The following is an 11,167-nucleotide window of genomic DNA, read 5'->3' as shown; positions in this document are numbered from 1 at the left end:
CTGTACTCAGGGATGGGGGTTGAATTTTTCAAAAACGGATACCCAGTCTTCGCGTATCTCGTTAAGGGTATATCTGGCCGCGTCAGGCAAACTGCGGCGTGTATATTTCTCGGGTGAAAATACTTCCAACAGCATCAGCAAGGGAACGGTTACGGCCGCATAGAGCAGCGCGAAAAGACGGAACAACGTAAACAACAGCCCGACTGTGCCGCCGATAACGGCAGCCACCAGCAGTAGAGGGGCAATAAACAGGAACAGAATCACATGAACCGGTTTCATCTCAATATCCTCTTGTTATCCGGCTGCCGCGCCGTGCCGGACGGCTGGCCACCCGCACGGGGCCGGTATCGCCGTGGGCGGCGTTGAGCGCCAGAAAGCAAGCCCAAGTGCGGTCGGCGTGGCCGTTGGCATCGCTTTCCGCCACAAAGCGGGGCGCGCCGGTCGCGCTGGTGGTTTTCTGCAGCTTGTGCAAATCCGCCCGCAGGTCTTGATTGACCGGAATGCGGATAGTTTTGTCCTCAAACGCCTCTTTGCCGATGGTGGCCAAAGCCAGCTTGGAAGCCGTGGTAAACAGCACACCTTCCACCCGGCTTTCGCCGTGGCGGCGCTGGGCGTCTTCTACCGGCTTTTCGCCCATGCCGGTTTTGTCCATACAGCAGCGCAATATGCGGTAGCGTTCGAATACCGCATCCAGCAAAGCATCTTGCTCGGCAAAGCTGGCACGCCGGCGGGTAATCAGTTCCCGTGTCCATAGCACATCGCCCACCTGCTCCAACACCCATACCACGAACAAGTCGTTGCGGATGCCGATATCGACGCCGACATAACAGGGATTGCCGCTGTAGTGTTCAGGTAGCCCGGCCAACTCGTTTTCAACGCCGTGGATCAGGTCATAAGAGAGCCAGGCGCTGGCTTCATCCAGCCATTGCAACTCAAATTCCTGCGCCCAGGCATCCGGGTCGTTCAGACCTTTTTTCAATTGCGCCACATCACGCGGCAAACCGTCGGCCACCGCCTGATGAATATCGACAATGTGGCGGCTCCATTCGGTATTGGCCGCATCGGTTACCAGCTCGTAAAACTTATTGCCTTTGCCGTTGGGTGTGGAAACCACGCGCAGCTTCCAGCCGGCGGAAATCACCGGAAACAGGGCTTTCCAGATTTCGCGGCTGTCTTTGTGGAAGGCAAATTCGTCCAAAAACACATTGGCCGAGAAGCCGCGGGCGGTATCCGGGTTGGCGGGCAAGGCAGTGATTTTGCTGCCGCCGGGCAGCACCACTTCCAGCGCATTGGTGGTGGCGTCAAACGGCACCTGCATCACTTCGCAGGCAATGCCGGCTGCCTCCAAATGACGCTTCACGCCTTCGTTCATGGCCTCCTTCGCCTGCCGCTCGCCGCGCGACAAAATCACCCAGCGCGTGCGTTTGCCCTGTGCTTCGGCATCCAGACAATCCAGCACGATTTCCAAGGTGGTGGTAAAGGTTTTGCCCGTCTGACGGGCAAACATGCCGACCTTGAAGCGGCTGGTATCGGCCAGCCAGCGCTGCTGGTACGGGAACAGGGTTAAGGCCGGCCGCTTCACGAAAACACCCCGTAGACTTCCTGCCGGATACGCTGCAGGGTTTCCGGATCAAGGCCGCTTTCCTGTTTGGCCGACTCGGCTTCCAGTTCGGCAAACTTGCGCGCCATCTTGTCTTTCAAGGCTGCCTGAAACTGTTTCAACCGGGTGGTGGCGGAAATCAAAGGCGCGATGTTCTTGGCGGTGGCGGCCATCATGCCCAAGCGCTCTTTGGGCGCCATCTCGCCTTGGTCGCCCACTTCTATCAGCGCCTGAAACAACTCGTCCTGAATCATCGATGTCAGCGCGGCGGATAATGTGTTGTCGTCGTCGGCAGCTTTTTCGGCCAGCAAACGCGCGGCTTCGGTGCTGGCTTTAATGGATTTGAAACGCCGCTCCACTTTCTGCCCGTAGCGGTGGGCGGCAGAGCGGCTGATTTCGTAGCCCTGTTCGTTCAGCCATTCGGCAATGGCCTGATAGTCGGAAAAACCGTTTTCCACCAGCTTGCGCTCAAATGCGTGGCGCACGTTTTCCGGCAGCTGCTCTATGGTGCTGCGGCGTGCCATATCACACCCACACTTTCTCAGGACGGGCAATGCCGGGACGGCACTCCACCGTGTATTCGGCAATATCGACACCCAAGCTGGTCAGGTCGGCAAACCACAAACCGTGCGGCGTTTTGCTCAAGTCAATCAGCTTTCGGTCGGCCAGATAATCCAGTTGCTGGCGCAATTCGAGCGCGGTGGTTTGCGGATAAATCGCATTCATGATGTCCAGCAGCAGGGTTTCCGGCGCAGTGTGCGGGCGGGCTTTGTTGAGGGTGTTGATGATGTTCCAGCGCATACCTTCCCGCCGGGCTTTGGCCATCAGTTCTTCACTAATCATTTTCGGGCACTCTCCATTTTGTAAATCTCGGTCAGTTTTTCGCTGATGTTGTCGATCTTGGCTTCCAGCACCACTTGGTTGCGCAGGTAGTCATCACGCAATACATAGGTCATCGGCAAGGCGGCGTTGAACTCGCCAAGCTGCCGCTCCATCTGTTCGACTTTGCTGTGTAGCCGTTCATGCTGTTTCTGCCGCTCGTTTTGTTGTGTCTGAAACTGTGCCAACAGCATTTTTCCGAAGCCCCAGCACACGCCGAGAAAAGACAGCAGGAAGCCGACCAACTGCCAAAATTCAATACTGATAAAGGTTTTATTGTCCATTAGGGAAATCCAATCTCATGATATTGCTGGCAGATGATGCAGCGGGTGCAGCCGGGAACGGCTTTCTGCCGCGCTTCGGGGATGGGTTCGCCGCAGTCTTCGCAGTGGCTGTAGCTGCCGGTGGTTCTGGGTGTAGGGTGTTTGGCCAAAGCTTCGGCTAAAAACAGCGCTTCTTCTTCGGCGGCACGGTCAATCAGATCGCTCATGCCGCTCTCCCTCTTTGTACCAATCCTGCCAACCCTGCACTTGGGCATCGCGTTTGCGGCACCATGCGCCGTAGTCGGCGGCGTGCTCCAGCAAATCTTTCGGGCTACCTGAAAGCGGGGCGGCGGGCTTGTCGTGTTCGGCCAGCAACTCGGCAGGCACCGGTGGCAATACCGCCCGCTCCACTACTTTAACCGGGGTAGCCAAGGGCTTGGCGGTAGAGCTGCAGGCCGTCAGGGCCAAGACCGGGACGGCAAGCATCGCCGCCTGCTGAATCGCGCTGAATCGCATGAGGTATCTCCTGTTTGATTTGGCCTTGCTGTGCATCCAATCGGCGGGCGGCAGCGGCCAGTTGTTGGGATTGGCGCTGGCTGTAATCCATCCAGCGTTGTTTTTCGGCGGCGGCTTCGGCCAGTTTGGCCGCATACGCCTGCTCGGCCTGCAAGGCGGCGGTTTGGTAGTCCGCCACCAGTTGCGCTTTCTCAGCACGGTATTTGTCTGCCGCACCTTGGTAACCTATGTGGTAGGCCAGTGCTGCGGCCATCAATACCACCCAAAGCGGCCACAAACGTCGCAGCCAAAGCCACGCACTCATTGGGATCATCACTGTCCCTCCTCTTGTTGGATTTGTACTTTGGCGGCAATCCAACGCCGTGCTACGGCATAACCGCCCACACAGCCCAGATACACTGCCCAAATCTCCCACGGTTGGACATCCAGCCGCAGAAACTGATAGGTCGCCCCGGCGCTGGCTAAATTGGCCCACAGCTTGCTGTGGCTCAATTTGCCGGTAGCGGGGTTACAAAACAGCTCGGCAAGCCAGTTTTTCATCGCCGTGCCTTTCTGCGTTTGGCCGCACGGCGGGCTTTGGCCACGCCGCTGTGTCTGTGTGTGCCGCCCCATGCCGGGCGGCTGGGGCCGGATACTGCTGCAGCTTCAAAGTTCGGCATCACCGGCTGATGGGTGCCGGCCAGCGACAAGGCCAATGCGACAAGGTTTTTCATGTTTGCTCCTGATGGAAATGGGTGGCTGCCCATACCGATGCTCGGGTGTGCCGGCGCTCGGGCTTTCAGCCGTTGCTCTGATGCTCGGGCGCGCTGACACTCAGGCATTCGGTGGTATGGGCAGCCGTAAACGGTTTAGGCTTCGTTGCGGCTGATGCCGCCGCTGTTGCTCAACACAGGCAGTTGGTAGCGGCCTTCGTCCGGCAAGGCGGGTTTGCCCTGTGCGCTGTGCGGCCAGATATAGGCCAACACACGGTCGGCGCCAAATTTGGCAATGCTTACCCGGTTGCCCTGATTGCCGCCCAAGACCAGCAGATAGCCGTCTTTGGTTATGCCTACTACAAAGCCGACGTGGCCGCCGCCTTGGCGCACAAATACTGCCAAACAGCCGTAGGCCGGTTTCTTCAGGCGGGTGCCGTAGCCGTCGGCATAGGCTCGGGCGCGGTACCAATGTTGCGGGATCGGGCGGCCGGCACGGCGCAGGCAGTGGGCGACAAACGTACCGCACCAAGGCGTTTCGTCCTCGCGCCACCATGCCTTCAAGGCAGCCAGCATATTGATGATGATTGGGTTGTGTTTTTTGCCCGGAATCTCGGCCAAGCCGATGTGTTGGCGGGCTTCGGCCACCCAAAGCAGTTCAGGCAGCGGTTTGACGGTAGGCATAGAAAAATCCCCATAACGTTGCGTTATGGGGATTGTGCTTGAGGTGGGGGTCTGGAGTCTTTTAAAGGGCTTTAAGAAAATATGCCGCGCCGCGCGATAACCATACACGATTATTCAGTCGGAGTCTTTTAAAGAGATTTTAGAAATCTTGGAAGCCGTTAAACTCAACCGCAGTCCAATACCAACGGTTATCCCAAGTGTCGTCACGTTGCTGTGCTGCCCGCCAATGGTGGTAGTCGGCCACGGGGAAAAGCACCACTTCGAAACCGGCAGGCTTCTGCGCGGTATACCGCACCATCGTATGGTTCCAGCAGCGGAAATCGAGGCAGTTGCCTGCTTCTGCTTCTGTTGCGTAAACAGGCAATCTGACTTTGGGTGCGTCCGGAATTTGGGGCAAATATTGCAGGGCAGCATATAAATTATGCGCTTTGACAGCGCAAGCTAAGATTTTGCCGGAGATAACATCGGGCAGGTTTGCCGCGTTCTGCTCCATTTCCAGCCATTGTTCGGGCATCACGCCGCCCCAATGGACGGCCGCTTCGGCCAAAGACAGGCCGCAGAAGTTGCGGACTTCTGCAATATTCAGTTTTTCCATCGCGAACATTTTTGTGTCCGAAGCCTGAAAAATATCGGTGGGTTTCATACTTATTCTCCGCTTCAGTTAGCAGATACTCTCACATGGCCGCCCGTCGCCGTCTCTATCCAAACGGCGGACACCGCATTGTGTCAAATAAAACCTTGCCTCGGCGCAGCTGGTCATTTGTCGGCAAAAGCGTTTGCCGGCACAAGTAAAGCGGCCTTGGTTATTTCGGCTCGGTTCGCGGGCGGGTTGCACCTGTTGCGAGACGGTGCCGGCAGTTCTGCCATTTCTGTACTCACTCGGGTATATCGGATTGGGTTCCGACCATAGCCCACGGCTGGCTCGGCGCGCCTGCTCTTCCAGCCGTATATATTCTTGGTCGCGCACATATTGGCGGAACGCCCAAGCGTAACCCGTGCGCACCATCTCCTTATTGATGTTCAGGCTACCTGAAAATATCTCGGCAATCGTGCGGCCATATTTATCGGTGCCGTCTGTTTCCAATCGCACGTTTTTACCATGTACCAATGCCGATAGCTTGCGTTTAGCAGCCTGCCCGAATGCTTGTCCCCGTTCGGGTGCATCTATCTGATTCAGGCGCACTTTGATTTGTTGGTTGCCTGCCGCTAAACAAGTCAGGGTGTCGCCATCCGCTACGCTAACCACACGGCATGAGACAGGTTGTGCGGCAGCCGAAAACGGCAGCATCACAGCCAATATCAGTAAAAAGTTTCTCATTTCTCCTCCTGCTTTGTTCTATCCGGCTTTAAAAGCCTCAAGTGCTGCGACTTTCGCCATTGCCTTGGCCGCACCCTCAATGGCTGCCTGCCCCTGTTCGTTGGCCGAGCGGAAATCTTCTACCAACTGCTTCTCCCGTTCGCTCAGCTCCTCGCCACCCCCGACCACGTAGACGGCTTTGTTTTCATGGAGCACGGCAGCGAGGGCAGTTTTGAATGAGGGGGTGGCATAGGTTGGGGACTGGGGCGCTGAGCGCACACCAGTAAAAATATAAGCTATGTCAGCACCAAGGTTACTAAATGATAACAATACTTCACTTCCTGGCATATTTTGTCCACGCTCATATTTCCCCCATGCTTCGCGGGTAATATTGCATTTCTCTGCAACTTCCAGTTGCGTAAGAGAAAGTTTTTTTCTTTCTTCTTTCAACCTGTTACCAAAAAGAGAATTATTTTCCACCATTCGATCCTTGCGTAAGAGAACATAAGTTATCATAATACGCATATAGTGCATTTTAAGAAGTATTTAAGTGCAACTTAATTTTGCCACAAAAAGGACGGAAGGATTATGAAAAAACCTCTGACACCAGACCAAGTCAAAAAACAATTTGAAAAACGAGGCGAAACTTTTGCCGCATGGGCACGAGAAAACGGATACACCGTATCCGAGGTTTACCGCGTGTTGAATGGGCAATCGAAGGCCAAATACGGCAGAGCGCATGAGATTGCAGTCAAGCTTGGTATGAAGGCGGCGGCTTAAAAGGAGTAGATGGATGGCCAGCAGTAAAGGGACGCGTGTTCTAAAGGTACTTAAGGCGTTAAAAGGACAAAGTTTCTCAGGTATCAGCAATAAGGAGTTGGCTGAAAACTTAGGAGTAAGTCCAGCACAAATCAGTCGCGACCTAGATGATCTGATGTCTGAAGGGCTGGTGATGAAGTTGGACAACGGGCGATTCGCACACTCTATCCAGATGTTACAGATTGCCCAAGCCTACAGTAATCAGGTGGCTCGTTTACAGGAGCAAATCAGTGAAACCAACCAGCGGATTATGGCTGGGTCAATGGAGTAATGACTATGAATGATTGGGTTAAAAAATTTATCGCTGAAATGGAGGCTGCGGCCAGACAGGAAATGCTGCGACGCGAACTGCTGATGCACTACGCACTCATGTTTGAACAGCAGGTCATGATCGGAAATATGTTGAGCAGCCATCCGGATGAGGCAACCGAAAACTTGCTGGACGAAGCGACCGAGAAAGACTGCTTAAAGGCTGCCTTGTTGGTACGGAATATCATGTGCAATCAAGGTGTGGATGAAATGAGGGCGTTGATTCTGGCGGCCAAGCTGAACTTAAAACACAAGCTGGAGGGTGAACATGGCCAACACTAACCTACCTATCAGCGAGATGCAGAATGCTGCTGCATTAACCGCCCAAAATCTGACGTTTGAGAAGGCACGCATTTTGGAGCAGGTCGGTGCCATCAAAATGGCAGCGATTACCCGCAGATTCGTATCTGTTACGGAAATTGAAATGCTGGCAGATATTAAACAAAGCAAACAATACAAAGATTTACCAATGGTTATCAATGGAGAATCCGTATTTGTTACGACTTGGGAGCAATTTTGCAATGCCATCGGCAGCAGCGTAGAAACCATAGACAACAATATTCGCAATTACCAGCGCATGGGCGGTGAGTTTTTCGAATATGCCCAAAATGCAGGTATCCCGCAACGGACATTGGCGCAGATTGGCAGGCTGCCCGCAGCAGACCGTGAGATGGTGATTGAGATGGCTCAAAAAGAAGAGACCACCAAAGATGCGGTGTTGCAGGTTCTGGAGCAAATCATGGCCAAACACGCTGCCGAAAAAGAACAGGCGGCGGCTGAAAAGGCAGAACTGGAAAGCCGGGTGCAGGATTTACAGGAAACGGCATCGGCCAAAGACGAAGTGATTTCGCAGAAAAACAAAAAAGTGGACGAGTTGGCGGAAAAGCTGGCCAAGAAGCAGGGTTCTGCCGAAGAGCCCAAGCCGGAAGATGTGGGCAGTGAACTGGTTTTCCGCATGGAATCCATCGCAGTGGGTGCGCGGTCGGACATCAGCCGCTTTGCCGAATTGTTCGAGCAGCTGGAAGCCCACGGGCAGGCGCACGGCTTCAACTTCCAGCCGACGATGGCAGGCTGCCTGAACCAAATCATGATGGATGTGCAGCGTCTGCGCGACCGCTTCGGCCTGCCTGCCACGGTACCGGACGGAGAAGAGCCGGAGTGGCTGAAAGAGGAGTGAGGCATGGCTGCGCTGATTCTGCCCCAAAAACTGGCGGAAATCGCCAACCATGCGGCCACCTTGCCGCACGGCAGCAAGTCTGCCTACGTTAAGGCGCAGGCGGCGCTGCTGGGGGTGAGCTACCAAACGCTGCACCGCAAGCTGAAGGCGGATACGGTGAAGCCGCCGCGCAAGCGGCGCAGTGATGCGGGGGCGATTGCCCTGAGCTTGGAAGACGCCCGCATGATTTCGGCGGCGCTGATGATTACGCCCCGCAATAACGGCAAGCAGTTGGTGTCGGTGGAACGGGCGGTGGAGATGTTGATTGCCAACAATGAAATCGACCCGGTGCGGGTGGACAAAGAGACAGGGGAAGTTACCCACCTGAGCGCCGGCACCATTTGCCGGGCATTGAAACACTATCACCTGCATCCGAAACAACTGAACCAGCCCGACCCGGTCAATACGATGCAGAGCCTGCACCCGAACCATTGCTGGCAGATTGACGCTTCGCTTTGTGTGTTGTTCTACCTGCCGAGCAAAGAGAAACGGGGGCAAAGCGAGCTGACCTTTATGGATGCGGCCGAGTTCTACAAAAACAAACCACACAACCTTGAGCGCATCGTTTTAGACAGGGTATGGCGCTATGTGGTGTACGACCACTGCAGCGGCTGCATTTTCGTGTGGTACGTCTTCGGTGGCGAGAACTCGGAGAACCTGTGCGAGACCTTTATCCAAGCCATGCAGCCGAAGGCCGACCGCAGCCGCTTCCCGTTTTGCGGGGTGCCGAAAATGGTGATGCTCGACCCCGGCTCGGCCAATACCGGCTACGGCTTTACCAATCTGTGCAAGCAGATGGGTATACGGGTACAGATTAACAAGCCGGGCCAGCCGCGCGCCAAAGGTGGGGTCGAAAATGCAAATAATTTGGTGGAAACCCAGTTTGAAGGGTGGCTGAAATTCAAGCGCATCGACAGCATAGAGCAGCTGCAAAACTTTGCCGAGCGCTGGATGGTGTATTTCAACAGTGAGCGCGAACACAGCCGCCACGGCATGACCCGCTTTACCGCCTGGCAAAAAATCAAGGCCGAACAATTGGTGTTGCCGCCGCCGGCGGAATACTGCCGGGAACTGGTGTTAAGCCGGCCGGAAACGCGCAAAGTGAAGTCTGATTTGACCATCGGCTTTAACAGCAAGGTCTATGACGTGCGCGAAGTACCGTTTGTGATGGTAGGTGAAACGCTGACCATTGCCAAAAATCCTTGGCAGCAAGGCTCGGTGCGGGTGCAGCGGTTTGATGCGGACGGGCGGGAATACTGGCAGGAAGTGCCGGAAGTGGCCTTTAACGGCTGGGGCTTTCGTTCGGACGCGGCGGTGATTGGCGAGGAATACAAACCCCATGCCGACACGCCTGCGCAAACCAATAAGAAGGAACTGGAAAAACTGGCCTACGGCGCGGCCACGCTGGAAGAAGCGGCAGCCAAGCGCAAGAAAAAAGCCCTGCCGTTCAACGGCCGCCTCGACCCCTTCGCACACCAAGAACAAGCGCTGGCCAGCAACAAAGTGGCCTACCTGCCCAAGCAGGGAACCCAAATGGACTACAACCGCATGGAAGTGGCCGAGCAGGTGTTGAGCAAGGTGGAGCTGGCCAAGTTGCTGAAACCGAGGGTGGAAGCCGAAGGCGGCAACTGGGCGGAGGCGGCAAAAACCCTGCTGCGGCTGTACCCGGACGGGGTGCCGGAAAGCCAAATCGAAGAGGTATTTAACCGCCTGAAAACTTCAGGCAGCCTGAAACTGGTGAAAGGAGCTTGATGAAAGAGGCATTTAAACGAATCGGCAAATCCTATGCCGCCGCCGCTGCCGAAATCGGCTGCAGCAAACCGATGCTGGTGGCGGTGATCAACCACGGGCAATGGCCGAAAAAAGACGCAGCCGAGCTGCGCGAGAAGTTAAAGCAGTTTTTTACAAGGAATGGTGCGGACATTCCGCAATGTCTGGAAAACGAACCGGAAGCCGCACCTGCCATCACTCAAGAAAGCGAGGACAACGATATGTTACTCAGAAAAGCCACCTTAACACAAGCCGCACGCCGCCATTTCGGTTTGGCACGCGACCCCTTTTCGGACGAAATCCGCTGCGCCGAGGATGTGTATATGACTCCCGATGCACGCTATGTGCGCGAGGCGATGTATCAGACCGCGGCCCACGGTGGTTTTGTGGCGGTGGTGGGCGAAAGCGGCGCGGGCAAATCCACCCTGCGCGAAGACCTGCAAGACCGCATCATGCGCGAGGGCAAGCAGATTGTGACGATTGAACCCTATGTACTGGCGATGGAAGACAACGACCAGAAGGGCAAAACCCTGAAAGCCTCGCATATTGCCGAAGCCATCTTGGAAGCGGCCGCGCCAGGCACCAGCCCCAAGCGCAGCCCGGAAGCACGGTTTAGACAAATCCACAAGGCTCTGCAAGAGAGCGCGAAAGCGGGCAACCGCCATGTGCTGATTATCGAAGAGGCGCACAGCCTGCCGGTGCCGACCTTGAAGCACTTGAAGCGCTTTTTTGAATTGAAAAACGGTTTTGAGCGCTTATTGGGCATTGTGCTGATCGGGCAAACCGAGCTGGCGCAAAAGCTGGCGGAAAACAACCCCGCCGTGCGCGAGGTGGTGCAGCGCTGCGAGCTGGTGACCCTGCTGCCGCTGACCGACGGCAAGCTCGCAGGCTACCTGAAACACAAGTTCGCCCGCGCCGGCGCAGACATCGCCCAAATTATGGACGAGAGCGCGGTGGATGCGGTGGCCGAACGCCTGACCGTGCGCGGCCGCGCCAGTAAAGGGGTGGAGACACACAGCCTGCTGTATCCGCTGGCGGTAAACAACTTGGTGTCCGCAGCGATGAATCAGGCCGCCGAACTGGGTCTGCCGGTGGATGCCGATATGGTGGCGGGGGTGTGAG

20 protein-coding genes are annotated in these 11,167 nt (G+C 55.8%); 6 read left to right on the top strand and 14 right to left on the bottom strand.

Annotated features, from left to right (window positions below):
- Positions 1–6 precede the first annotated feature (6 nt).
- The 14 genes from HMPREF9371_RS07730 to HMPREF9371_RS07675 form a co-directional block, all read right to left on the bottom strand.
- A complete protein-coding gene (locus HMPREF9371_RS07730; protein WP_009119474.1) occupies positions 7–279 on the bottom strand; it encodes a hypothetical protein in 273 nt (90 codons plus the stop codon).
- Position 280: 1 nt separating this feature from the next.
- Entirely contained in the window at positions 281–1,582 is a 1,302-nt protein-coding gene (locus HMPREF9371_RS07725) for a terminase large subunit domain-containing protein (protein ID WP_009119473.1), read from the bottom strand.
- Positions 1,579–2,124: a DUF3486 family protein gene (locus HMPREF9371_RS07720; RefSeq protein ID WP_009119472.1), complete on the bottom strand. Its 546-nt coding sequence runs from the start codon at positions 2,122–2,124 to the stop codon at positions 1,579–1,581. The genes HMPREF9371_RS07725 and HMPREF9371_RS07720 overlap by 4 nt, the downstream gene beginning before the upstream one ends.
- A gap of 1 nt (position 2,125) precedes the next feature.
- Positions 2,126–2,443, bottom strand: a complete 318-nt coding sequence (locus HMPREF9371_RS07715; protein ID WP_009119471.1) for a hypothetical protein — start codon at positions 2,441–2,443, stop codon at positions 2,126–2,128.
- The gene (locus HMPREF9371_RS07710; protein ID WP_009119470.1) at positions 2,440–2,763 is read right to left on the bottom strand and encodes a hypothetical protein; all 324 of its coding nucleotides are present in this window, start codon (positions 2,761–2,763) and stop codon (positions 2,440–2,442) included. The genes HMPREF9371_RS07715 and HMPREF9371_RS07710 overlap by 4 nt, the downstream gene beginning before the upstream one ends.
- Positions 2,763–2,969 (bottom strand): TraR/DksA family transcriptional regulator, encoded by a 207-nt coding sequence (locus HMPREF9371_RS07705; protein WP_040660359.1) that lies wholly within the window; start codon positions 2,967–2,969, stop codon positions 2,763–2,765. The genes HMPREF9371_RS07710 and HMPREF9371_RS07705 overlap by 1 nt, the downstream gene beginning before the upstream one ends.
- The gene (locus tag HMPREF9371_RS12035; protein ID WP_232203089.1) at positions 2,953–3,174 is read right to left on the bottom strand and encodes a hypothetical protein; all 222 of its coding nucleotides are present in this window, start codon (positions 3,172–3,174) and stop codon (positions 2,953–2,955) included. The genes HMPREF9371_RS07705 and HMPREF9371_RS12035 overlap by 17 nt, the downstream gene beginning before the upstream one ends.
- On the bottom strand, positions 3,158–3,571 hold the full coding sequence (locus HMPREF9371_RS07700) for a hypothetical protein (protein ID WP_009119468.1): 414 nt from the start codon (positions 3,569–3,571) through the stop codon (positions 3,158–3,160). The genes HMPREF9371_RS12035 and HMPREF9371_RS07700 overlap by 17 nt, the downstream gene beginning before the upstream one ends.
- A complete protein-coding gene (locus HMPREF9371_RS07695; protein WP_040660358.1) occupies positions 3,571–3,798 on the bottom strand; it encodes a hypothetical protein in 228 nt (75 codons plus the stop codon). Before HMPREF9371_RS07695 ends, HMPREF9371_RS07700 begins: the two co-directional genes overlap by 1 nt.
- A complete protein-coding gene (locus HMPREF9371_RS12560) occupies positions 3,795–3,971 on the bottom strand; it encodes a hypothetical protein (protein ID WP_156787010.1) in 177 nt (58 codons plus the stop codon). The genes HMPREF9371_RS07695 and HMPREF9371_RS12560 overlap by 4 nt, the downstream gene beginning before the upstream one ends.
- Positions 3,972–4,106: 135 nt before the next feature.
- Positions 4,107–4,634, bottom strand: coding sequence for a TIGR02594 family protein (locus HMPREF9371_RS07690; protein ID WP_009119466.1), 528 nt, complete (start codon positions 4,632–4,634; stop codon positions 4,107–4,109).
- 139 nt (positions 4,635–4,773) lie between these two features.
- Positions 4,774–5,277 carry a hypothetical protein gene (locus HMPREF9371_RS07685; RefSeq protein WP_009119465.1) on the bottom strand — a complete coding sequence of 168 codons (504 nt, stop codon included), beginning with the start codon at positions 5,275–5,277 and terminating at the stop codon, positions 4,774–4,776.
- An 18-nt stretch (positions 5,278–5,295) separates the two neighbouring features.
- Entirely contained in the window at positions 5,296–5,952 is a 657-nt protein-coding gene (locus HMPREF9371_RS07680; RefSeq protein WP_009119464.1) for a thermonuclease family protein, read from the bottom strand.
- An 18-nt stretch (positions 5,953–5,970) separates the two neighbouring features.
- On the bottom strand, positions 5,971–6,411 hold the full coding sequence (locus HMPREF9371_RS07675; RefSeq protein ID WP_083814030.1) for a helix-turn-helix domain-containing protein: 441 nt from the start codon (positions 6,409–6,411) through the stop codon (positions 5,971–5,973).
- Between the two features lie 108 nt (positions 6,412–6,519).
- Here HMPREF9371_RS07675 and HMPREF9371_RS07670 point away from each other — a divergent pair, with 108 nt between their 5' ends.
- Genes HMPREF9371_RS07670 through HMPREF9371_RS07645 form a run of 6 tightly spaced genes read left to right on the top strand, consistent with a single transcriptional unit; the run spans position 6,520 to position 11,166 of the window.
- Positions 6,520–6,711 (top strand): DNA-binding protein, encoded by a 192-nt coding sequence (locus HMPREF9371_RS07670; RefSeq protein ID WP_009119462.1) that lies wholly within the window; start codon positions 6,520–6,522, stop codon positions 6,709–6,711.
- A gap of 13 nt (positions 6,712–6,724) precedes the next feature.
- A complete protein-coding gene (locus HMPREF9371_RS07665) occupies positions 6,725–7,021 on the top strand; it encodes a winged helix-turn-helix transcriptional regulator (protein WP_009119461.1) in 297 nt (98 codons plus the stop codon).
- Positions 7,022–7,026: 5 nt separating this feature from the next.
- Complete coding sequence (locus HMPREF9371_RS07660) at positions 7,027–7,341, top strand: hypothetical protein (protein WP_156787009.1); 315 nt, start codon at positions 7,027–7,029, stop codon at positions 7,339–7,341.
- Positions 7,328–8,236: a hypothetical protein gene (locus HMPREF9371_RS11060; protein WP_009119459.1), complete on the top strand. Its 909-nt coding sequence runs from the start codon at positions 7,328–7,330 to the stop codon at positions 8,234–8,236. The genes HMPREF9371_RS07660 and HMPREF9371_RS11060 overlap by 14 nt, the downstream gene beginning before the upstream one ends.
- Before the next feature lie 3 nt (positions 8,237–8,239).
- On the top strand, positions 8,240–10,027 hold the full coding sequence (locus HMPREF9371_RS07650) for a DDE-type integrase/transposase/recombinase (RefSeq protein WP_009119458.1): 1,788 nt from the start codon (positions 8,240–8,242) through the stop codon (positions 10,025–10,027).
- Positions 10,027–11,166: an ExeA family protein gene (locus HMPREF9371_RS07645; protein ID WP_009119457.1), complete on the top strand. Its 1,140-nt coding sequence runs from the start codon at positions 10,027–10,029 to the stop codon at positions 11,164–11,166. The genes HMPREF9371_RS07650 and HMPREF9371_RS07645 overlap by 1 nt, the downstream gene beginning before the upstream one ends.
- Position 11,167: the final 1 nt, after the last annotated feature.

This window comes from Neisseria shayeganii 871 (genome assembly GCF_000226875.1).
GTDB classification, from domain to species: Bacteria; Pseudomonadota; Gammaproteobacteria; order Burkholderiales; family Neisseriaceae; genus Eikenella; species Eikenella shayeganii.
The sequence above is the reverse complement of the archived record's forward strand: the minus strand, read 5'-3'. Positions and strand labels throughout refer to the sequence as shown.

What these genes read in the sequence shown, in the direction of transcription:
- HMPREF9371_RS07690 (WP_009119466.1), bottom strand. Translation starts at nt 4,634, where the DNA reads ATGCCTACCGTCAAACCGCTGCCTGAACTGCTTTGGGTGGCCGAAGCC.
- HMPREF9371_RS07695 (WP_040660358.1), bottom strand. Translation starts at nt 3,798, where the DNA reads ATGAAAAACTGGCTTGCCGAGCTGTTTTGTAACCCCGCTACCGGCAAA.
- HMPREF9371_RS07700 (WP_009119468.1), bottom strand. Translation starts at nt 3,571, where the DNA reads ATGATCCCAATGAGTGCGTGGCTTTGGCTGCGACGTTTGTGGCCGCTT.
- HMPREF9371_RS07720 (WP_009119472.1), bottom strand. Translation starts at nt 2,124, where the DNA reads ATGGCACGCCGCAGCACCATAGAGCAGCTGCCGGAAAACGTGCGCCAC.
- HMPREF9371_RS11060 (WP_009119459.1), top strand. Translation starts at nt 7,328, where the DNA reads ATGGCCAACACTAACCTACCTATCAGCGAGATGCAGAATGCTGCTGCA.
- HMPREF9371_RS07715 (WP_009119471.1), bottom strand. Translation starts at nt 2,443, where the DNA reads ATGATTAGTGAAGAACTGATGGCCAAAGCCCGGCGGGAAGGTATGCGC.
- HMPREF9371_RS07670 (WP_009119462.1), top strand. Translation starts at nt 6,520, where the DNA reads ATGAAAAAACCTCTGACACCAGACCAAGTCAAAAAACAATTTGAAAAA.
- HMPREF9371_RS12560 (WP_156787010.1), bottom strand. Translation starts at nt 3,971, where the DNA reads ATGAAAAACCTTGTCGCATTGGCCTTGTCGCTGGCCGGCACCCATCAG.
- HMPREF9371_RS07710 (WP_009119470.1), bottom strand. Translation starts at nt 2,763, where the DNA reads ATGGACAATAAAACCTTTATCAGTATTGAATTTTGGCAGTTGGTCGGC.
- HMPREF9371_RS07645 (WP_009119457.1), top strand. Translation starts at nt 10,027, where the DNA reads ATGAAAGAGGCATTTAAACGAATCGGCAAATCCTATGCCGCCGCCGCT.
- HMPREF9371_RS07660 (WP_156787009.1), top strand. Translation starts at nt 7,027, where the DNA reads ATGAATGATTGGGTTAAAAAATTTATCGCTGAAATGGAGGCTGCGGCC.
- HMPREF9371_RS07680 (WP_009119464.1), bottom strand. Translation starts at nt 5,952, where the DNA reads ATGAGAAACTTTTTACTGATATTGGCTGTGATGCTGCCGTTTTCGGCT.
- HMPREF9371_RS07685 (WP_009119465.1), bottom strand. Translation starts at nt 5,277, where the DNA reads ATGAAACCCACCGATATTTTTCAGGCTTCGGACACAAAAATGTTCGCG.
- HMPREF9371_RS07705 (WP_040660359.1), bottom strand. Translation starts at nt 2,969, where the DNA reads ATGAGCGATCTGATTGACCGTGCCGCCGAAGAAGAAGCGCTGTTTTTA.
- HMPREF9371_RS07665 (WP_009119461.1), top strand. Translation starts at nt 6,725, where the DNA reads ATGGCCAGCAGTAAAGGGACGCGTGTTCTAAAGGTACTTAAGGCGTTA.
- HMPREF9371_RS07650 (WP_009119458.1), top strand. Translation starts at nt 8,240, where the DNA reads ATGGCTGCGCTGATTCTGCCCCAAAAACTGGCGGAAATCGCCAACCAT.
- HMPREF9371_RS07730 (WP_009119474.1), bottom strand. Translation starts at nt 279, where the DNA reads ATGAAACCGGTTCATGTGATTCTGTTCCTGTTTATTGCCCCTCTACTG.